The sequence below is a fragment of the Ligilactobacillus cholophilus genome, from assembly GCF_030389495.1.
GTDB lineage: Bacteria > Bacillota > Bacilli > Lactobacillales > Lactobacillaceae > Ligilactobacillus > Ligilactobacillus cholophilus.
Window position 1 is genome coordinate 735,104 of record NZ_CP127832.1, and the last position, 21,230, is coordinate 756,333.

A 21,230-nucleotide genomic window follows, 5' to 3' on the forward strand; every position below is an offset into this window, starting at 1 on the left:
TTATTGTTTTGTGTTAATACTTACTCTTCTGGATACCATTCATAATGGAAATTACCTTTTCTATCTGTTCGTTCATAAGTATGGGCGCCAAAATAATCTCGCTGTGCTTGAATTAAATTAGCAGGTAATGTTTGTGAACGATATTGATCATAGTATGTGACTGCAGCAGTAAAACATGGACATGGAATACCTGTTTTAACAGCCAATGCAACAATATTACGAACATCTTCCTGATAATTCATTACAATTTCCTTAAAGTAATCATCTAGTAATAAGTTATTTAATTTAGGATCCTTTTGATATGCATCCGTAATCTTTTGCAAGAATTGAGCTCGAATAATGCACCCTGCACGCCAAATTTTGGCTAATTCACCTAAATCAATATTCCAATCGTAATTATCCGATGCAACTTTAATTTGTTCAAATCCTTGGGCATAGCTCATAATTTTACTGAAATATAAAGCCTTTCGAATTTGCTCAATAATTTCTTTTTTATCTAACTCACCAATTTCTACATCTGGAGCAGGTAATACTTTACTTGCTTCAACACGTTCATCTTTCATAGCAGAAATATAACGTGCATAAACAGCTTCAGTAATAAGTGTTTGAGGCATTCCTAAATCTAATGCACTTTGAGAACTCCATTTCCCTGTACCCTTGTTTCCTGCACGATCTAAGATAACATCAATAATATCTTTGCCTGTGTCTAAATCATCTTTTTTAGTTAGAATTTCCGCAGTGATATCAATTAAGTAACTACTTAACTCTGTTGAACGCCAATTATTAAATACTTCAGCAATTTCGGCGTTTGACATTTTTAAAATGCGTTTCATTAAATCATAACTTTCAGCAATAAGTTCCATATCACCATATTCAATTCCGTTATGAACCATTTTAACATAGTGTCCTGCACCATTTGGACCCACATAAGTTACACATGGTTCACCATCTTCAGGAGCTTTTGCAGCAATTTGTTTTAAAATTGGAGCAACTAAATCATATGCTTCTTTTTGACCTCCTGGCATCAAAGATGGTCCATTCAATGCACCTTTTTGACCGCCAGATGTTCCCATTCCAATAAAATTGATGCCGGAATTTTCTAATTCTTTATTACGACGCATTGTATCTTTAAAGAATGTATTACCGCCATCAATTAAAACATCACCTTTTTCTAAATAAGGTAATACATTTTGAATTGTTGAATCTGTAGGCGCTCCAGCCTTCACCATCATTAAAATTCTTCTTGGCTTTTGAATTGATTTTACAAAATCTTCAATTTCAAAACTTGGAATAAAGTTCTTATCACCATGGTCAGCCATAACCTTCTTAGTATATGAATTATCCCAATCATAAATTGCAACGTCATATCCTTGACGTTCAATATTTAATGCTAAGTTTTTCCCCATTACAGCCATTCCAATTACACCGAATTGCGCTTTTTTCATTTTTATTCCTCCTGCTACATTCTTTAAGATTTATTTTAGCAAAAATAAAATTCTTAGAAAAGGCTTATTTACTATTTGTCATCACAATTTCAGGTTTACCTGTACCTTTTACAGTTTCACCTGTTATTATTACTTTACTTATTTGGTCATTACTTGGAGTTTCATACATAACATCCATCATTGTATGTTCAATAATTGATCGTAATCCACGAGCACCTGTATTTCTTTGAATTGCAGTTTTTGCCATTTCATTTAATGCATCTTCCGTAAATTGAAGATCCACATTATCTAGAGACATTAATTTCTTGTATTGTTTAACCAATGCATTCTTTGGTTCTGTTAAAATTCTTACCAAATCATGTTCATCTAATTTCTCTAAGGAAGTAAGAATTGGCAAACGACCAATAAATTCTGGAATCAAACCAAATTTCATCAAATCTTCAGGAATAATTTGCTGCATAATACTTTTTTCATTTATGTCATTTTTCATTATTGAACTTGTTCCAAAACCAATTGTTTTATCACCTAATCGATGTTTTACGATCGTTTCAATTCCATCAAATGCTCCACCTACAATAAACAAAATATTTTTTGTATCTATTTGTAGCATTTCTTGTTGAGGATGTTTACGACCACCTTGAGGAGGTACATTAGCAATTGTTCCTTCAAGAATTTTTAGAAGTGCTTGTTGCACCCCTTCTCCTGAAACATCTCGTGTAATTGACACATTTTCAGATTTTTTTGCAATTTTATCTATTTCATCAATATAGATAATCCCATGTTCTGCACGTTCAATATCATAGTTCGCATTTTGAATTAATTTAAGTAAAATATTTTCTACATCTTCACCGACATATCCTGCTTCAGTTAATGTAGTTGCATCAGCAATTGCAAAAGGTACATTTAAAATTCTTGCTAAACTTTGTGCAAGATATGTTTTCCCGGATCCGGTTGGACCAACCAAACAAATATTACTCTTTTGCAATTCAGTATCATCATCATCAGATGATAGTGATGAATTAATTCTTTTATAGTGATTGTATACAGCTACAGCTAAAATCTTTTTAGCTTCGCTTTGCCCAATAACATATTGATCCAAAGTTTTAACTATTTCTTTAGGTGTTGGAATTTTCGAAAAACTATTAGTCATTTGTGCCTGCTTTTCTTGTTTAATAATAGATTCTGCCACTCCAACACATTCATCACAGATATAAACGCCAGGCCCAGAAATCATACTGCCAACTTGTGCTTCTGATTTTCCACAAAATGAACATCTGATTTCATCTTGATTATCTGTATTTTCATGCATAACTAATTTCACCTTCACCTATTAAAAATCGATACCTTTATCTTACCAAATTTTAATAATTTATTCTATTTTCTGGCTTTATTTTTATAAAAAAGATTTGAAATATTTTATTATATAGCATAAAAAAAGCTATGATGAATATTCACCATAGCTTTTATATTAATGTTTATTTATTGTTTTTTCCATCCATTTTATCTTTAATTGGATAAGTTAGACTAAGTAAACTTGGAATAATTGTTGGAATAGCAAATACTAGAATTGTTAACCCAATAATTACAACTAACGCAACTTGAATTAAAGTTAATACTCCAGATGGCATCAAAGCAGCAAATGTACCACTTAAAATCAAAGCTGCCGAAACAACAACTGCTCCAATTTCAGTAGCTGCTTTAACTATTCTAACACCTGGTGTTGCTAACATTGAATCATATTCTTGATATTTCATCATTAAGAAAATACTATAATCTACTCCTAAGGCAATTAACATAATAAAACTAAAGAATGGTGTATTCCATGTTAACATGCTTTGTCCTAGGAATGCTTTACTAATTAAATGTGTAATATCTAATGACATAATATATGTTAATAACAATGTACCTAGAATATAAAACGGCTGCAAGATAGAACGTGTAATAAACATTAATGCAAGTAAAATTCCACTTAACATAATTATAGCTGTCCTAATGAAATCTTTAGATGCAATGTTTTTTGTATCATTGATATATGATGTTTGACCGCCAAGTGCAACTGTTGCTCCAGATAAAGAAGTACCCTTAATTGATTTATTCACTAAACTGTGAATATTATCAACTGTATTCATTGCACTTAATGAACTAGGATTTTCATCTAAAATAATTGTAAATTTAACTGCATGGTTATTTTCTGATAGATATGCATCTTCTGCTTTTTGATATTCTTTACTATTAAGTACGTCTTTTGGTACATAGTAAGAATCAGCTGCAGCGGAATTCTTTAATCCTTTAAGATAGCTATTAGCATCTCCTAATCCATCATTAATCTTGTCAGCACCATTACTTGCTGTTGAAAGTCCATTTTCTAATTTACCAACTTGACCAGCTAATCCATTAATTTGGCTATACATTTGACCTAATCCATTTGTCAAGGTTCCTTGGTTTTGTGCCAATAATGATGCGCCTGAAGCAATTTGATTAGCTCCAGATTGTAATGCTGGTGTATTTGCTGCTAGTTGATTTGTTCCACTATTCAATGCAGAAATAGCATTCAACATTGTAGGCATTTGGCTTCTCATCGAACCAATTCCACCTGTTAATTGATTTGAACCATTTGCTAATTGTGAAATTGCGCTTGTTAATGTTGGCACTTGTGAACTTAATTGTCCTAATCCACCATTTAATGCATTTACGCCATTATTAATTTGTGTTGCTCCATCAGCAGCTTGTGATACAAGCTGTTGCATTTGTCCAGTTGCAGAGCTTAATTGATTTAATCCATCTGAAACTTTACGTGATCCATCAACTAATCCTTGTTGTCCTAATGCATCATTTATTTGTTTCAAACCATTTACAGCATTGTTTAACTTATCTAATGCTTCTAATGAACTATTATTTGCTTGTGTTTGTTTTGTAGCAAGTGTCTTAAGATTACTCATTTGATCACTTAATGATTTCAATTCATTTAATTGTGAAGATAAATCATTGCCACTTGAAGAAACATTTTGCATATCATTTTGTAAGTTTTGTGCATTTGTAGTTGCATTTTCAATGCTACCATTCAAACTACTCATCATATCAGCTTGTTTTTTTGATATTTGTTCTGATGTATTCTGCAAAGTTTTTCTTAATGCACTTTCCTGAGCATCAGTTAATTTTTGTCCACCATTTGAATTTACTGAATCAACAATATTATTAATATCTTGTTCAGATAATCCCTGAGTTGAATTTGCAGATGAAGCTGCGTTCTTTAGATCATTAAGCGAATTTTCTAAATTACTTGCATCTGTTTTAGCCTTATCGCTATTTGAAGATAAAACCTGTGCAGATTTTTGAATATTACTTAAATCAGGCGTTGACATATTATTTAGATTTTCCAACTGTTGATTTAATGCATTCAATCCATCTTTCAATTCATTAATTTTTGATGTATCAAAATTTTGACCTGCAAGTTGATTTTGCATTTGGCTTAATCCATCCGCAATTTGGTTAGCTCCACTTTGTAATTGTGAAACACTAGAATTCAATTGGTTCATTTGCCCACTATTTTTAACTTCGTTTAATTTTTGAGCTAATTGATTTGAACCATCTGCTAGTTTTTGTCCACCATTTGTTAGTGAACCAATGCCAGAGCTTAATGAACCTGTTTTACTATTTAATGTATTCAATCCATTACTTAAAGTATTAGCACCATTATAAAGTGTATTTACACCATCTTTTAATCCACCTGTTGAACTAGCAAGTTGATTCATACCATTGTTTAACGTATATACTCCATTTGCATAAGTCAACATGCCGCTATCTAAAGCACTAGCACCGTTTGAAAGTGTATTTGCACCAGATTGAAGTTGTTTACTTCCATCATAAAGTTGTTTTGCACCATCAACACCTGATTGGACATTTGCATTTTTTAACTGATCATTTGCATCATTTAAACCATCACTAATTTGAGTTAACCCTTTACGAGCATCTTTTGTTCCATCTGTAACAGTTTTTAATTGATCATTTACGTAAAGTTCTTTTAACTTCGATCCACCAGGTTCTGTAACAGTTGCAACTGTTTTAACACCTTTAACGGCTCTAATTTGTTGAGCTAAGTCATCAATTTCTTTAAGGTCTTTTTCATTGTTCAAAGGATGATCAGTTTCAATATACAATGTTGTAGGTTCTGCAGTTCCCTTTGAGAAGTGTTTCTCGACAACCTTAAAACCTTGTTTAGCAGGCACTGAATCATTCAATTCTACTAAAGTATCATAATTTAATGGATTACCCTTTGAAAAGAAAAATGGTAATGTACATAACAGCGTTACTAATAATCCAATAAATGGCATTTTAACCATTGTTTTTGAAATGTTATGCCACATTTTATTTGACGAAGATCCATTAAATCTTTTAGTTGGCCAAAATATATGCTTTCCAAGTAAGGCCATAAAAAATGGATTCAATGTAAGTAATGCTAATAATAAAATCGCAACTGCAACTGCAACACCTACTGCAGAACGATAAATACTGAATTTAGCAAGTCCTAATGTAGAAAAACCAATTAATACAGAAGAACCACTAAAGAGAATTGTTTTACCAGCAATTTTCAACGAATTTCGTGTAGCCTGCAGCGGCGTCAGTCCTTTACTTAATTCTTCTTTAAATTGATCAAACATTAAAATATTATAGTCAGTCCCAATACCAAATAGAACAACAACCATAAACACTTGTGTGAAGTTTGATAATGGGAAGTTATATCGACTTGCAAGATTCATTACTAAACTTAAAGAAATCAACATTGAAATTCCTACAGATAATAATGAAAAAATTGGTGTTAAAGGCGAGCGGAAAATAAATGCTAATACAATAAAAATAAAAACAATTGTAATCGCTTCTGTCTTCTTAATTCCTTGCTGAGTTTCATTAATGAAGTCATCATTTAATATATCGCTACCTGTAACATAAGTCTTTACTCCCGGTGTTTTTGCCCCTTTTGTAATTAACTCACGTGTTTTTGACACTGTGATTTTTTTATCAACATTTAATTGTAAAATTTCTGTTGTTTTATCTTTTGAAATCAACTGCTCTTTTGTATATTTATTTTCGTTTGGAGCAGTCATTGATTTAATATGATACTTTTTCTTCTGCTTATTTAATGAGTTGATTGTATCATCAATATTTTCTTTTTGTGATTTAGTAAGTTTTTTATCACCGTTATTAAATACCACAACAACTTGTCGTGTATTACTTTCATGTCTTCCCCAATGATTTTGAATAGTATCAGCAACTTGACTTGTTGCTGAACTAGGTAATGTGATTTGCCCTTTCTCTCGAACCAATTTATTTATGTTCGGTAAGGCAATCAATGAAACCACCAATAGTGCAAACCATATAATTGCTTGTACTATATAACGTTTCTTGGAAGATTTATTTTCTTCCATTATGATTCCCTCTTTCTAATTTAAAATTAAATAGACACTGTGTTGCTTTCACTTTAATATAATATATCGTATTTTTTATTTGAAAACAATCATCAATTTATTTAATTATGTTGATTCTAATATAAATTTATGTTTAATTAAATTTGTATTTTACTTTAAATCGTTTGATAATATATTACTGAATAATACTATAAGGAGTAAAAAAATGGCTATTCATAAAAAAATCGTTACTACAGATAAAAAAATTAAAGCTGCATTTATTAATTTAGTAAATGAAAAGGGATTAAATCATGTTACGGTAAAGGATATTACTGAAACTGCAAATATAAATCGTAGTACATTTTATAAACATTTCATTGATAAACCTGATTTAATAAATCATTATGAACAGCAATTTCTAAATCATGTTAATCACTCATTAAATTTTGACAAATTAGAAAATACATTAAAAGAACATTCTAGAGAAGAAATTCAATTACGCTTATATTCAACCATTAATCAAATAATAGAATATATTTATGCTGATTTTGAATTGGCAAAGGCTTTAATTGGTCCAAATGGCGATCCATATTTTGAAGTAAAGATAAAGCGCATGTTAGACGACATTTTAAATCTTGATTTAGATTATATTAAAGGAAATCATATGTTAAATAAATATATTCCCGATGATTATGCACATGAAATTGTGGTTTCAGAATTATTAAATATCATTAAACTTTGGTTATCTAAAACTAATCCTGAATCCCCACAAAAAATCGCTGAAATTATTATTAGGACACGATATCTAAGTCCTCATGATATTTTAGGTGTTAGTGAAATTGATGATAATTCATTTCAAAAATAAAAAAAAGCCATGTCATTGACATGGCTTTTTTTAAGAATTATTTACTTTCTTTTTTCTTTGTTTTTGATACAGGTTTTGCTGAATCAGTCATTTCATCAACAACTTTACGCATTGCAATATCATGTTTTAACATATCTGTTGATAAAGCAGCACGAACAGCTTTTTCATCCATACCATATTGCTTAGCTAAATCTTTGATTTCGTCGTTGATTTCATCATCTGTAACTTCAGGGTTTTCCTTATTTACAATAGCTTCAAGAACAAGGTTAGTCTTTACTCGTTCTTCAGAACCTTCACGGAATTGCTTACGTAAATCTTCTTCTGAAGTACCTGTTAACTTAAAGTACATTTGTGGATCGATTCCTTGTTGTTGCATACCACCGAAGTATTGATCCATTTGACGTTGTACGTCATCTTCAATCATAACTTCTGGGATGTCACCAATTGTAGCATTTTCTACTGCTTCTGAAATTGCTTCTTCTTGAATTGCATTCTTGGCAGCAGCTTCTTTTTGTTCTTTAATTTGTTCTTTGATCTTTGCTTTTAATTCAGTCAATGTATCAACATCATCATCAATATCTTTAGCAAAATCATCATCTAATTCTGGAAGTTCTTTTTGTTTAACTTCGTGAATCTTAACATCAAAAATAGCATCTTTGCCAGCTAATTCTTTTGCTTGGTAATCTTCTGGGAATGTTACCTTGACTTCAACGTCATCATCTGCTTTGTGACCAATTAATTGATCTTCAAAGCCAGGAATGAATGTATTTGAGCCTAATTCTAATGAATAGTTTTGTGACTTGCCACCATCAAAAGCTTTACCATCAACTTTACCTTCAAAGTCAATTACAACTGTATCGCCTTTTTCAGCAGGTTCGTCTTCTTTTAAAACTAATTCAGCTTGTTGTTGACGACGACGTTCTAATTCTGCATCAACTTCTTTTGCAGTTACACGTGTAGAGTGTTTTTCAACTTCAAGTCCTTTATATTCACCTAATTTAACTTCAGGTTCAACAGTAACCATAGCTGATAAAACCCATTCTGAACCCTTTTCCATTGATTCAACATTAATTTCAGGTTGACCAACTGGCTTAATTTTTGATTCAGATACAGCATTTGCATATGCTTCAGGTAATAAAGCATTTAAAGCATCTTGATATAATGCTTCTTCGCCATACATTTTGTTAAATATTTGGCGAGGAACCTTTCCTTTACGGAAACCTGGAACATTCAATGATTTTTTCACTTTGTTAAAAGCAATGTCCAAGCCTTCCTTAATTTTATCTGGTTGGATTTTGAAGGTTAATTTACCGTTATTTTTGCCTTCTTCTTTTTCCCACTTAACAGACATTTTATTCCCTCCGAACTATTAATTTTATACAATAAATAGCATCTGTATATTAATTAAGTTTACCTTACAAATCGTTAAAAGTAAATGAATTCTAATAAATTTTGATAATTTAATAAAAAAAGAGCTTAAGTTAAACTTAAGCTCTTTAATATACAATTATTTGAATTAGTCAAGGATGTCTGAAACAACACCGGCACCAACTGTACGTCCACCTTCACGAACTGTGAATTTAAGACCTTTTTCAATAGCAACTGGTGCAATTAATTCTACTGTAAATGTAACGTTATCACCAGGCATAACCATTTCTACACCTTCTGGTAATTCGATAACACCTGTAACGTCAGTTGTGTGGAAGTAGAATTGAGGACGGTAGTTTGAGAAGAATGGTGTGTGACGTCCACCTTCTTCTTTAGTTAAGACATAAACTTCACCCTTGAACTTCTTGTGAGTTTGGATTGAACCTGGCTTAGCTAAAACTTGTCCACGTTCTACTTGATCACGGTTTACACCACGAAGTAAAGCACCGATGTTATCTCCAGCTTCACCTTGGTCAAGTGTCTTACGGAACATTTCTACACCTGTAATTGTTGTCTTAAGAACTTCATCCTTCAAACCAACAATTTCAACTTCGTCACCAACTGAAACTGTACCACGGTCAACACGACCTGAAGCAACAGTACCACGACCTGTGATTGTAAATACATCTTCAACAGGCATTAAGAATGGCTTATCTGTTGGACGTTCTGGTGTTGGAATGTATTCGTCGATTGTATCCATTAATTTCATGATTTGAGCTTCTGCATCTTTATCGCCTTCCAATGCCTTCAAAGCTGAACCACGAATTACAGGAATATCGTCACCAGGGAAGTCGTATTCACTTAATAAGTCACGAACTTCCATTTCAACTAAGTCTAATAATTCATCATCATCAACTAAGTCAGTCTTGTTTAAGAATACAACAATGTACTTAACACCAACTTGACGAGCAAGTAAGATGTGTTCACGTGTTTGTGGCATAGGACCATCTGTTGCAGCTACAACTAAGATAGCACCATCCATTTGAGCAGCACCTGTGATCATGTTCTTAACATAGTCAGCGTGTCCTGGAGCGTCGATGTGAGCGTAGTGACGCTTTTCTGTTTCATATTCAACGTGAGCTGTGTTAATTGTAATACCACGTTCACGTTCTTCTGGAGCAGCATCGATTGAAGCATAGTCTTCAGCTTGTGCTAAACCTTTTTCAGCTAAAACTTTTGTAATAGCTGCTGTTAAAGTTGTTTTCCCGTGGTCAACGTGGCCGATTGTACCAATGTTAACGTGGGGCTTTGTTCTTTCGTAATGTTCTTTTGCCATTAATACGAACCTCCTGAATTTTTCCAAAGATATCCACAAAAAAATGTTTGTTGATATTCTTTTGAGTTTTATTATACTACTTCTTTTAATTAAAACCAAGTAATTAAACTAGTTTTTTATCTTAAAAGAAGAATCCTTGATTCATTATATAAGTGTATTAATCATTTGTAAATATAAAACTTGTAAATTTTTATTAGAAATATCTTTTTTCAAATATTTTTTCAATTTTTTCAGCTAACTCTCTTTGTTTTCCATTTAAAAATTCATTTGGTGTAAAAATGATTTTTATATATTCAGAAAAATCAAAATTACAACTTGTTAATAAAATTATGACTTTTAAAAATACTTCTGTAATTAGTTGATTTCTATTTTCATCAGTTATATCTGGATATAATTCATCTATTTTCAATAGAATTTTACTTTTTAATTCTGTGGATTTTTTTATTTTTTTTAATTGATTTAAATCAAAATTCCTAATTTCACCATTAATTCCTAAGCATTCAACTTCTGAATTATTTACTTTACTTAATGCATCTAATATTGAAATTCGAAAAACTTCATTTGTATTTGGATCAATTAAAGCATTCTTAACATTTACTTGCAATTCAGTAGGATTAAGAATTTTTATATCATTTAATATGTCCAATTGTTCTTTATCATTAAAAAAACCAGCATATTTAATTTTTTTAATAACTTCATCTTTCTTAATTTGTTGTTCTTTTGAAAGATATTTATTATAATTTGTCAACTTTTCCTCAATGATTTTCTGTTCATCATGGTTGGCAAAATCTTTAATTTCATAGAATAAAATAAAAGCATCAAAAATATCTCCTGAATACAAATAAGCATCAAACAATTCATATAACGCAAGATCATTTTGAATATATTTTTTTAAATATTCAAATGCAATTTCCAATCCCTTGGAATATTCCTGATTTTTCATCAATGCATGGAAAAGAGAATAATTATTTTTAAAACTATTTTCTTTTAAATAAATTTCATTATATATCTCTACTGCTTCACAGTAATTTTGATTTTCCATTAACTTATATGCTTTTTGTTTCAATAATTCTAGTTTTTTTTCATCCATCCTTAATCTCCTAAATATCTAAAATTAATTAAAGCTACTTAGTCTCTATAAAATATAAAAAGGTTATGCCAAGCGGTCACAACCTTTTTATATTATTTATTTTTCGATTTTGAATTATTTTTTTGTTGCTTAACGTTCTCTTTTTTTACTTTTTTATGGCCCTTTTTCATATGAGATTGATTTATTTCCATAATAACAGGCATAATTACAGGATGTCTCTTAGTTTGTTCATACAAGTAGTGATTTAATTGGTCACGAATATCTTGTTTTAAATGAGTCCAATCAAATTCTTTATTATCTAAATTATTTTGAACTACTTTAGTAACAATTTCACGACTTTCTGCAATTAAATCTCGACTTGTTTTCACATATACAAATCCGCGAGAAGTAATTTTAGGAGTATCAACTATTTTATGCTTTCTACGGTCTATTGTAACGACTGCAATAAAAATACCATCTTCAGCTAATAATTTACGATCTCGTAATACGATATTACCAATATCTCCAATTCCAATACCATCAATTAACGTATTACTTGCATCTACTGACTGGATTAATTGAAACTTATCACGAGTGTATTCTAAAATATCACCCTTATTTACTAAAATTACATTTTCATCAGGTATGCCAACCTCAAGTGCACATTCCTTAGTTGCAAATAATTGCCTATATTCGCCTTGAACAGGAATAACAAATTTTGGTTTTAAAAGATTGAACATTAATTGCAAATCATTTCGACTCGCATGTCCTGATAAATTCATATTATCAGATATTGTTTTAACATTTGCTCCAGCTCTAAATATCATATCACGAGTTTTAGCAACATTTGTTTCCATAGATGGTGAAGGTGTTGTTGTAATTAAAACGAGATCACCATGTTTTAATTTTACTGATTTATGACGACCAAGTGCCATTTTTTGTAATGATTTTAAAGGTTCCCCAGAACGACCTGTTTGTAAAATAACTAATTCATCATCATCATATTTTCCAATATCATGAATATCAATTAATAAATCATCATCAGGAATATGTAATTTATTAAGTCTTAAAGCAGTTTTAACAATTTTTTCTACATCATATCCAATTAATGCTATTTTACGATTATTTTGATATGCTGCTTCAAAAACTTGTTGAATCCGAATTATATTAGAAGAATGCGCAGAAACAACAATTCTACCAGAATGATATTCAAAAGTTTCTGAAATAAAATCTAAAACATCCTTTTCATTTTCAATTTCAATAGGATTTTCAGCATTTGTAGAATCGCTTAATAAAGCTAAAACTCCCTGATTACCAATTTCCGCAATTCGAGAGTAGTCAGTTTGATAATCACTTGTTGCAGTCTGATCAATTTTAAAATCTCCAGTATAAACAATATTGCCTTCTGGTGTTTGTAAAACTATTCCTAATGAATCAGGTACCGAATGAGTTGTTTTAAAGAATGAAACAGTTACATCATCAAAATCAATCTCAGTTTGTTCATCAATAATATGAAAATCGTTAAATTTTTTTGCTTTTGATACATTTTCACATGCAATTTTAGCTAATGCAATTGTTAATTCAGAACCAAAAATTGGAACAGGATGATTTTCGATAAAATATGGTAATGCGCCAATTGCATCAGCATGACCATGTGTTAAAAATATTCCTTGAATTTTTCTAGCATTTTCTTCTAAATAATCAAAATTAGGAATAACAATATCAATCCCTAATAATTCATTTTCTGGGTACATAAGGCCACAATCTAAAATAAAAATTTTATCATCGACTTCTACTGCATACATATTTTTCCCATTTTCACGTACGCCACTTAACACGTCGAGTTTAATTTCGCTCATAATTTCACTCCTAATATTAAAATAATTAAAACCGTTCACAGTACTTAATTATTAGTATACCACATTTATATTTAAAGACGTGAAACAATATTATGAAAAATATAAGTATAAAAAAAGAAGCTATGTAGTAACATAGCTTCATAAATATTAACGACGTAAACCTAAACTCTTGATTAATTCACGGTAACGTTGAACATCTGTGTTACGTAAATATGCAAGTAAGTTACGACGGTGACCAATTTTCTTCATTAAACCACGTTGTGCAGCAAAATCTTTTTTGTGTTCCTTAACGTGTGCGTTAAGTTCATTAATATCTTCTGTTAAAACAGCGATTTGAACTTCTGCTGAACCTGTGTCGCCTTCATGACGAGCGTATTTTTTCATTAATTCGTTTTTCTTTTCTTGTGAAATAGCCATTCTATTCCCACCCTTTCAAAAAATATATGCCTATTACCGAGTAAACCGTCGGTGAATCGAGATAAACTCAGTAGTGGTACAAAGTAGATTTTACATAATAGTTAAATAAAATGCAAGTACTATTTAATCAAATACCTTATCTCAATATCCATTATTTTTATCACATAATTTTATGCAATTTAATTTCTTATTGCAATGTTTAATTTGCTCTTGTATAATTACTTATGTTAAAGTTTAATGTGATCGCATTATGTGGAGGTGAAAACATGCCTATTATTAAATCTGCAATCAAACGTGTTAAAGTAAATGAAAAAGCAAATGATCGCAACTCTGCACAATTAAGCAAGATGCGTACAGCTGTTAAGAAATTTGAAAAAGCTAAGACTGCTGGTGCTGATAATGTTGAAGAACTTTATCAAGCAGCTGTTTCTGCTGTTGATAAGGCAGCTTCAAAAGGCTTAATTAAAGCTAATAAAGCTGCTCGTGATAAATCACGTATGGCTAATCGTTTAGCTAAATAAAAAAATCTGGGTTATCCCAGATTTTTTTTTGTATTCATTTGTAAAAGAAACATTTGAAATAATAATTCTGGACTTTCCTGAGTTGATTTCATTTTCAATTCGTTTTCAACTAATCCTAAAAATCCTCTTTTTAATTCCTTAATACTGAATCTATTAATTTTTCTTAAAGCAATTTTAACACGATAAGGATGAACTTTTATTGTGCTTGCAATATTTCCCTGTGCATATCCATGTTTTTTTAAAATTTTTACTTGAAGTAGTAACCTAAATTGGCTTAACAAAATTGCATTAATTTTTAACGGTTCTTCCTTTTGTGCTAATAAATCACGATACATTGCGAGTGCTTGAGCAACATTATGTTCCATTACTAAATCCACTAAATCAAAAACATTTTGTTCAAGTGATTTTGTAACTAATTCATCAACATCCACTAAAGTAATTCTATGTTTATCTGTTGCAAATAAACATAACTTATCAACTTCATTCATAACTAAATCCATTTTTGCCATGGTTCTTTCTAAAAGTAAATCTAGTGCACTTGAATCAATAGTAATATCTTCTTTTTTCAATCGATTAATCACTTTTTGACGAACCTGCTGCTCGTCTAACAATTGATTATTAATGACAGTAGCTGTCTTTTTTAATAACTTTACAACCTTTTTTCTTTCATCCAATTTTTTATAAGGTGCAAAAATTACTAAAATTGTTGTATCAAGTGGATTCTTAAGATAATCACTAAATTCATTAATATTATGTTCAACTTTTGATTTTATTTTTTCGCCAGTCAAAAAATACGGATTATTTATTAAAACTAATCGTTTATCACCAAAAAAAGGAACTGACATTGCATCATTTAATGCAACACCCAACGAAGTCGTTTCCATATCATATTCTGCTGAATTAAATTCTTGCTCATCATGCGGAATAACATTTTTAAATGCCTTTTTTAATAATTTTTCTTCATATTTTTCTTCGCCAATTACTAAATAAACATCTGAAAAATTCTTATCCTTTATTTGTTTAAGTGCTTCATCTATATTCATCAATTACCTCTCACTTTAGAGCTTTTTTTATTTTAATATGATTATTTTTAATTTCAACCTTAATCATACCATTTTTAGCTGTTATTAAATATGGTATATTATGTCGATTTAATACATCTAATGTTTCCTGGTTGGGATGACCATATCGATTATGCCTTCCAGCAGAAATTACCGCTAATTTAGGTTGAATCTTCTGAACAAAATCATCATTCGTTGATGTTTTGCTTCCATGATGTCCAGTTTTTAAAATATCAACTTTTAAATTTGGGTATGAATTTATAACTTTCAATTCTCCATTTTGATCTAAATCTCCTGTAAAAATAAATCGAAACGATTCAATTTTTTTATATAACACTAACGAATCTTGATTTCTTCCCTTACCAGAATTAAACGGATGTAATATTTTAATATTATTTTCATTTGAACTCAAAAAAGTTGTTGGAATAACTTTTACCTTCTGTTCTTTAATTTTTGCTAAACGTGACCTAAAACTTTTCAGCCTTTCCATCCCCGCTGGCACAAAAATTTTACTAAAATAAATCTTTTTCCCAATACTTGGAAAATATCCTACATGATCAGTATCTTGATGCGTTAAATATAAACCATCAATTCGATTAATTCCCTTACTTAATAAGTAATTTGCAATAACTGATTCTCCAATTGTATTTTGTTTTTCCTTATTATCATTAAAAGTTACTTTTCCACCTGTATCAATCAATATTATATTCCTATTAAATTTTTCTCGAATTAATGTACTATCCCCTTGTCCAATGTCAAAATAAACTATCTCATTTGTCAAAGGAAAATGGATAAAACAGAATGTTATAAAATACACCATTACAATTAAAAAATATTTAATCATCAAATTTTTTCGATTTTCACATCTAAATTGAATAAATAAAATAAATATCACAATAACTATTGGCATTTTTCCAAATGTAATTAAAAATGGTAAACTTGCTAAGCATTTAAACCAATGATCAAATATATTTAAAACAAATGATACACCGCTTTTAAAAATAGGCATTGAAATTCCAATAATTGTAAGTGGAAAAATAATTTTCTCGAATAAATAACCAACTACAATTGAAAGAATAGAAGTTAAAATATTCCACTGGAATGTGCTATTTAAAATTAAAGGCATACTATAATTATTAAGTTTAAAATTTAGAAAAATCGAAGACTCTTCCTCACTTGATAATAAAATGAACGTCATTAAATAACTTAGTTGTGCTCCTAGTGAATATAGTAATGCTGGGAAAAAAGCTAAATGAATAATTAATGCAATACTCCAGCATTCAATTCCAGATAATGGCACTTTTAATACAAATGAGGAAATTATTCCTAGACAAATCATTAAAACCGCACGTACTAAACTTAAATTTTCTCCACCAATTATGCAATAACATGGAAAAACTAACAATAATATTAAATCTATAACTTCTTTGGAAATTCGGAACAACTGTAAAATATCAGTTATGTAACGTCTAATAAAAAAAACATGCATTCCAGAAAGACAAAATAAATATAAAAGCCCTAAAGTTCTTATATTATTACTTGTTTCATAAAAATCATCTGTTAATATACCTAATATTAAAGCACTTGCATAACTACCTAAAATTTTAGGAAATGTATTAAAATAATTGATTAGCTTTTCACGAATTATATGAATATTAATTATTATTTTTTCTATTAAAGAATTGGCAGTTTTACTTTTACAATTTATTTTATTTACAAATGCGATATAATAAATATTTTTACTCAATAAAAAATTTCTATAATTAAATTGGTTTTCATTTGTAGGCAAGTCTGGAGTTCTGATTTTGCCATTAATTTGAAGTAATAATTTTCCATGAAACTTTTTCAAATAATCTAAATCGTTAATTTTTGATGGCATATAAACTATTTGAATTTGCTCATTATTATGAAGATCTTTTGCAACAAATTTAGCTGAATCTTCTGTATATTTAATCTCATCAGAATAAACTTGAACAACAGCATTTTGATATACTCTATCTTCAATGTGATTATAAAACTTTTCTCTAAATTCTAATTGAAAAAAACTCCAAAGTATTCCACCAATAAATAAAGTAATAATCATTGGTTTGTAATTTGTAAAATAAATTCGTAAAAATAAGATTAGTAAAATTATAATATTTAATCTCGTAGCATTTAATAAACAAAAATTTAAAATAATACACTCAAATGCAAAGAATAATAAATAGTATTTTCGCGTAATTATTCCCGATTTTCTTCTGCAACTTTGACAACCGATTGCAAATATTCTGGATTAATTTTTACTTGTTCAACATCAACATTTTTCTTCTTTAGTAAAGAAAGTGCATAAGGATCATTATGGTAATTTCTTAAATAATAAATTTTTTTAATTCCAGCTTGTAAAAGCATTTTAGTACATTGTAAACATGGAAAATCAGTTACATAAATTTCTGCATCTGATGTAGCTATTCCAAACTTTGCACATTGTAAAATTGCATTCATTTCAGCATGAATTGTACGTAAACAATGTCCATTTACTATATAACATCCTTCATCAATACAGTGAACGTCTCCAGATACAGATCCATTATACCCACCTGCTATGATTCGATCGTCACGTACTAAAATAGCACCAACTGATAATCTTTTACATGTTCCTCTCATCGATAACAATATTGCTTGTGACATAAAGTATTGATTCCAAGGAATTCTATTTTTATTACACATAATAAACACCTCCATAAAAAATAGTATAACAGAATTCTTTAAACGCAGACTTGAGATGCTAAATTTTGAAAACTTTTTTCACCAATCCCATCTACATTTTTTAAATCATCGATTGCTTTAAATCCACCATGTTGTTGTCTATAATCCAAAATTTTTTGTGCTTTTTTCTCTCCAACGCCATTTAATTGTTTTAATTGTTCAAGAGTTGCTGTATTTAAATTAATTTTATTAGTTTCATTTGATGCATTTGAATTATTACTTTGATCTTGAATACTACTATTCAATGAAACATCATTTGATATTGGAATTGTCTCTCCCTTTATAGGAACATAAATTACCATTTGGTCTGTTAATTTTTGTGCTAAATTCACTCGATTACAATCAGAATTTTTACTTAATCCACCTGCTTTCTGAATAACATCTCCAACCCTTTGATTTGGATCCATTTTATATGCTCCTGGATGATTTACCGCTCCTTTTATATCTACATATAAATCTGAGTTACTTACTGATTGTTCTGTAACAGTTGAAGATGTTGTATTACTTTCAATAGTTGATGAAAAATTAAATTTAGACTCATCCAAATCAGATTGTTTGTATGATGGCATAAACAAACAACATACTATTCCAACTATTAATAATCCAATAATGATTTTATTTTTATGCTCTTCCCAAATAAATTTTATATTTTCCACAATTAATACCTCCATAAAAAAATTGCCATCATTATCTATATACGAAAAAAAAGAAATTATTTTAAAATAATTTCTTTTTTTATTTATTATTTAATTTATTTAGATAATTTACTGCGTCATCAAAAGTCCTTACTGGAACTATTTTCATTTTTGTATGGATTTTTTTAGCAGCTGCTTTTGCTTCTTCATAATTAGTTTGCAAATCTGGATACTCTTTTTTTATTTCTTTAGGAATTGGATTATTTGGTACAAAGAAAATTGATGCTTTAGCTTTCGCTGCTGCAACAACTTTCTTATCAACTCCGCCGATATCTCCAACTTGACCATCAGAGTTAATTGTCCCAGTCCCAGCAATTTTTTTACCATTTAAAAGATTACCATCGATCAAATCATTATAAATCTGTAATGACATCATTAACCCAGCAGATGGTCCCTCAATTCCATTCATGTTAGCTTTAACTTTATTAGAAGTTTCTACTTTTGTTCTATCAGCTAATGTAATTCCTATTCCATATTGGCTTGTACCTTGAAGTTTCTGTGTCGTTCCTGTTAATTTTTTTAATTTATCTCCACTTTGAACACCGATAGTAATTTTAGAATTTCTAGGTAATGATTTTATATAGTTTATATAGCCTTGAGAATCATCAAAATGTTTTCCGTTTACTGACTTAACAGTATCACCAACATGTAATTTACCCTTAAAACTTGAATTTGACATAACAGACATTACATAAAGTCCTAAGTACTTACGTGTTACCTTTTTATTTGCTGCTTTAAAAGCAACATATTTAGCTTCATTAATAGCGTCATCCATATAATATTGTTGAATCTTTTGATAATCTTTTTCTGAATTTCCTTGATATATATCCTGCGAACTATCACGATCAGCAAAAGGATTCAAATAACTCATTACATATGTTAAAGGAGTCGCACGCATTTCTCGAATATAAACAAGCATAACCTCTCCTTTTTTATTTTTTATCTGTTTTCCATTAGAGTTATCTACTTTGATATATTGTGATATATTTTCAGCAGATCCTGGTAATTCAATATAGTAAGGTAATGGTAGAAAAACTGCTAATAATATCAAAATTGATACTATTGTAGCTATTAAAATTTTTTTAGTCTTTTTTTTCATTTATTTTTTCCTCAATAGCTCTTTTAACATTTTTAGATACAAATGATTCTAAATTGCCACCAAACATCGCAATTTCTTTGATCATTGATGATGAAATTGATTCTACATCAGGATTTGTGGGTAATAAAAATGTTTCAATGTTTTGATCTAACTGATGATTAAGAGTTGCAATCTGTTTTTCAAACTCAAAATCCTTGCAATCTCTAACTCCGCGAATAATTACATTTGTATTTAGTTTCTGAGCTAATTTAATAGTTAATGTATTTTCACTTTTAATGACGGAAACATTTTTTAAATTAGCAATTTCTTTTTGAATTAAAGTTAGTCTTTCTTGGGCAGTAAAAAGTGATTTCTTTTGTGAATTTGATAAAACTGCAATTACTAATTCATCAAAAATCTTGCTTGATCGTTTAATAATATCAATATGTCCCCTCGTAATTGGATCAAAACTTCCCGGAAATAACGCCCTCATTTAATCCACCTCAAATTGATAAAATGTTAATACTGTAATTCCATATGTTACCTGCTTAATACATTTAAAATTATTTAGCTTTGTTGGTAACTTTGCATTTTGATCTGTTTCACAGACAATTAATGCACTATCATTTAATAAATCTAATTTAACCATTTCTTCTAAATCCAAAATAATTTTTTGTTGTGCATATGGAGGATCTAAAAAAACATAATCAAATTTCAATTTTTCTTGTGAAAATTTTTTTAGAATTTTATGTGCATCCGCTTTAAATATATGAAACTTATTTTCTTCTTTAGTTATAGCAATATTCTCTTTAATCGTTTTAATTGCCTGAAATTGTCTATCAATTAAATAAGCTTCTTCCGCTCCTCTAGAAACAGCTTCAATACTTAATCCACCACTCCCAGAAAATAAATCTAGGACCTTGCCGCCATCAAAATAAGGACCAATAATATTAAACATTGACTCCTTAACCTTATCTGTGGTTGGTCGAGTTTTCATCCCAGGTACTGCTTTTAATCTTCGACCACCATAATTTCCCGTAATTACTCTCATTAAATTTCACTCTTTATCTTCTTGAATTTCTCTTTGTCTTCATCAGTTAATTTGTATTCTTCTTCAGAAGTTGCATAGTCCGTTTTTAAAAATGGACGATATGAAAGCTCTACTTTTTTTACAAATCTAAGTTTTTTTAATTTTACAATATTTTGTTCGATTTGATTACGATCCATATATAATACAACATACTTCATTCTTTTAGAAATATATTGTATTTGACCGAATTTTCTCAATTGCCGACTTTGGCGTAATCGATACAGATAAACAATTACACCTTGGCGCATATTTTCTTCAAATTCTGTCATATTTTCCTCA

The 21,230-nt window shown here is 29.7% G+C and carries 18 protein-coding genes; 2 read left to right on the forward strand and 16 right to left on the reverse strand.

Annotation, left to right across the window (positions count from 1 at the left end):
• Nucleotides 1-20: 20 nt before the first annotated feature.
• The 3 genes from gnd to QPK35_RS03905 form a co-directional block, all read right to left on the reverse strand.
• Complete coding sequence (gene gnd, locus QPK35_RS03895; protein WP_290034163.1) at nt 21-1,445, reverse strand: NADP-dependent phosphogluconate dehydrogenase; 1,425 nt, start codon at nt 1,443-1,445, stop codon at nt 21-23.
• 64 nt (nt 1,446-1,509) lie between these two features.
• Nucleotides 1,510-2,754: an ATP-dependent Clp protease ATP-binding subunit ClpX gene (clpX, locus tag QPK35_RS03900; RefSeq protein ID WP_290034164.1), complete on the reverse strand. Its 1,245-nt coding sequence runs from the start codon at nt 2,752-2,754 to the stop codon at nt 1,510-1,512.
• Nucleotides 2,755-2,920: 166 nt separating this feature from the next.
• A complete protein-coding gene (locus tag QPK35_RS03905) occupies nt 2,921-6,868 on the reverse strand; it encodes an MMPL family transporter (protein ID WP_290034165.1) in 3,948 nt (1,315 codons plus the stop codon).
• Nucleotides 6,869-7,073: 205 nt separating this feature from the next.
• Here QPK35_RS03905 and QPK35_RS03910 point away from each other — a divergent pair, with 205 nt between their 5' ends.
• A complete protein-coding gene (locus tag QPK35_RS03910; protein WP_290034166.1) occupies nt 7,074-7,712 on the forward strand; it encodes a TetR/AcrR family transcriptional regulator in 639 nt (212 codons plus the stop codon).
• Between the two features lie 37 nt (nt 7,713-7,749).
• On the opposite strand, the gene tig is transcribed toward QPK35_RS03910, so the two are convergent.
• The 5 genes from tig to rpsO all read right to left on the reverse strand — a co-directional run bounded on the left by tig (nt 7,750) and on the right by rpsO (nt 13,761).
• The gene (gene tig / locus QPK35_RS03915; RefSeq protein ID WP_290034167.1) at nt 7,750-9,063 is read right to left on the reverse strand and encodes a trigger factor; all 1,314 of its coding nucleotides are present in this window, start codon (nt 9,061-9,063) and stop codon (nt 7,750-7,752) included.
• Nucleotides 9,064-9,228: 165 nt separating this feature from the next.
• Nucleotides 9,229-10,416 carry an elongation factor Tu gene (tuf, locus tag QPK35_RS03920; RefSeq protein ID WP_290034168.1) on the reverse strand — a complete coding sequence of 396 codons (1,188 nt, stop codon included), beginning with the start codon at nt 10,414-10,416 and terminating at the stop codon, nt 9,229-9,231.
• Between the two features lie 193 nt (nt 10,417-10,609).
• Nucleotides 10,610-11,506, reverse strand: coding sequence for a hypothetical protein (locus QPK35_RS03925; RefSeq protein ID WP_290034169.1), 897 nt, complete (start codon nt 11,504-11,506; stop codon nt 10,610-10,612).
• A 92-nt stretch (nt 11,507-11,598) separates the two neighbouring features.
• Complete coding sequence (locus QPK35_RS03930; protein WP_290034170.1) at nt 11,599-13,344, reverse strand: ribonuclease J; 1,746 nt, start codon at nt 13,342-13,344, stop codon at nt 11,599-11,601.
• Between the two features lie 147 nt (nt 13,345-13,491).
• The gene (gene rpsO, locus QPK35_RS03935; RefSeq protein WP_290034171.1) at nt 13,492-13,761 is read right to left on the reverse strand and encodes a 30S ribosomal protein S15; all 270 of its coding nucleotides are present in this window, start codon (nt 13,759-13,761) and stop codon (nt 13,492-13,494) included.
• A 266-nt stretch (nt 13,762-14,027) separates the two neighbouring features.
• Here rpsO and rpsT point away from each other — a divergent pair, with 266 nt between their 5' ends.
• Nucleotides 14,028-14,282: a 30S ribosomal protein S20 gene (gene rpsT, locus QPK35_RS03940; protein WP_290034172.1), complete on the forward strand. Its 255-nt coding sequence runs from the start codon at nt 14,028-14,030 to the stop codon at nt 14,280-14,282.
• 11 nt (nt 14,283-14,293) lie between these two features.
• Here rpsT and holA read toward each other — a convergent pair whose 3' ends face one another.
• The 8 genes from holA to QPK35_RS03980 form a co-directional block, all read right to left on the reverse strand.
• Complete coding sequence (gene holA / locus QPK35_RS03945) at nt 14,294-15,325, reverse strand: DNA polymerase III subunit delta (protein ID WP_290034173.1); 1,032 nt, start codon at nt 15,323-15,325, stop codon at nt 14,294-14,296.
• Between the two features lie 10 nt (nt 15,326-15,335).
• On the reverse strand, nt 15,336-17,609 hold the full coding sequence (locus tag QPK35_RS03950; RefSeq protein WP_353851765.1) for a ComEC/Rec2 family competence protein: 2,274 nt from the start codon (nt 17,607-17,609) through the stop codon (nt 15,336-15,338).
• Nucleotides 17,564-18,049 (reverse strand): ComE operon protein 2, encoded by a 486-nt coding sequence (locus tag QPK35_RS03955; protein ID WP_290034174.1) that lies wholly within the window; start codon nt 18,047-18,049, stop codon nt 17,564-17,566. Before QPK35_RS03955 ends, QPK35_RS03950 begins: the two co-directional genes overlap by 46 nt.
• 38 nt (nt 18,050-18,087) lie before the next feature.
• Entirely contained in the window at nt 18,088-18,744 is a 657-nt protein-coding gene (locus tag QPK35_RS03960) for a helix-hairpin-helix domain-containing protein (protein ID WP_290034175.1), read from the reverse strand.
• A 79-nt stretch (nt 18,745-18,823) separates the two neighbouring features.
• Nucleotides 18,824-19,882 (reverse strand): SepM family pheromone-processing serine protease, encoded by a 1,059-nt coding sequence (locus QPK35_RS03965; RefSeq protein WP_290034176.1) that lies wholly within the window; start codon nt 19,880-19,882, stop codon nt 18,824-18,826.
• Nucleotides 19,866-20,354 (reverse strand): pantetheine-phosphate adenylyltransferase, encoded by a 489-nt coding sequence (gene coaD / locus QPK35_RS03970; RefSeq protein WP_290034177.1) that lies wholly within the window; start codon nt 20,352-20,354, stop codon nt 19,866-19,868. Before coaD ends, QPK35_RS03965 begins: the two co-directional genes overlap by 17 nt.
• On the reverse strand, nt 20,355-20,912 hold the full coding sequence (gene rsmD, locus QPK35_RS03975) for a 16S rRNA (guanine(966)-N(2))-methyltransferase RsmD (RefSeq protein WP_290034178.1): 558 nt from the start codon (nt 20,910-20,912) through the stop codon (nt 20,355-20,357).
• Nucleotides 20,912-21,220, reverse strand: coding sequence for a YlbG family protein (locus QPK35_RS03980; protein WP_290034179.1), 309 nt, complete (start codon nt 21,218-21,220; stop codon nt 20,912-20,914). The genes rsmD and QPK35_RS03980 overlap by 1 nt, the downstream gene beginning before the upstream one ends.
• Between the last annotated feature and the right edge of the window lie 10 nt (nt 21,221-21,230).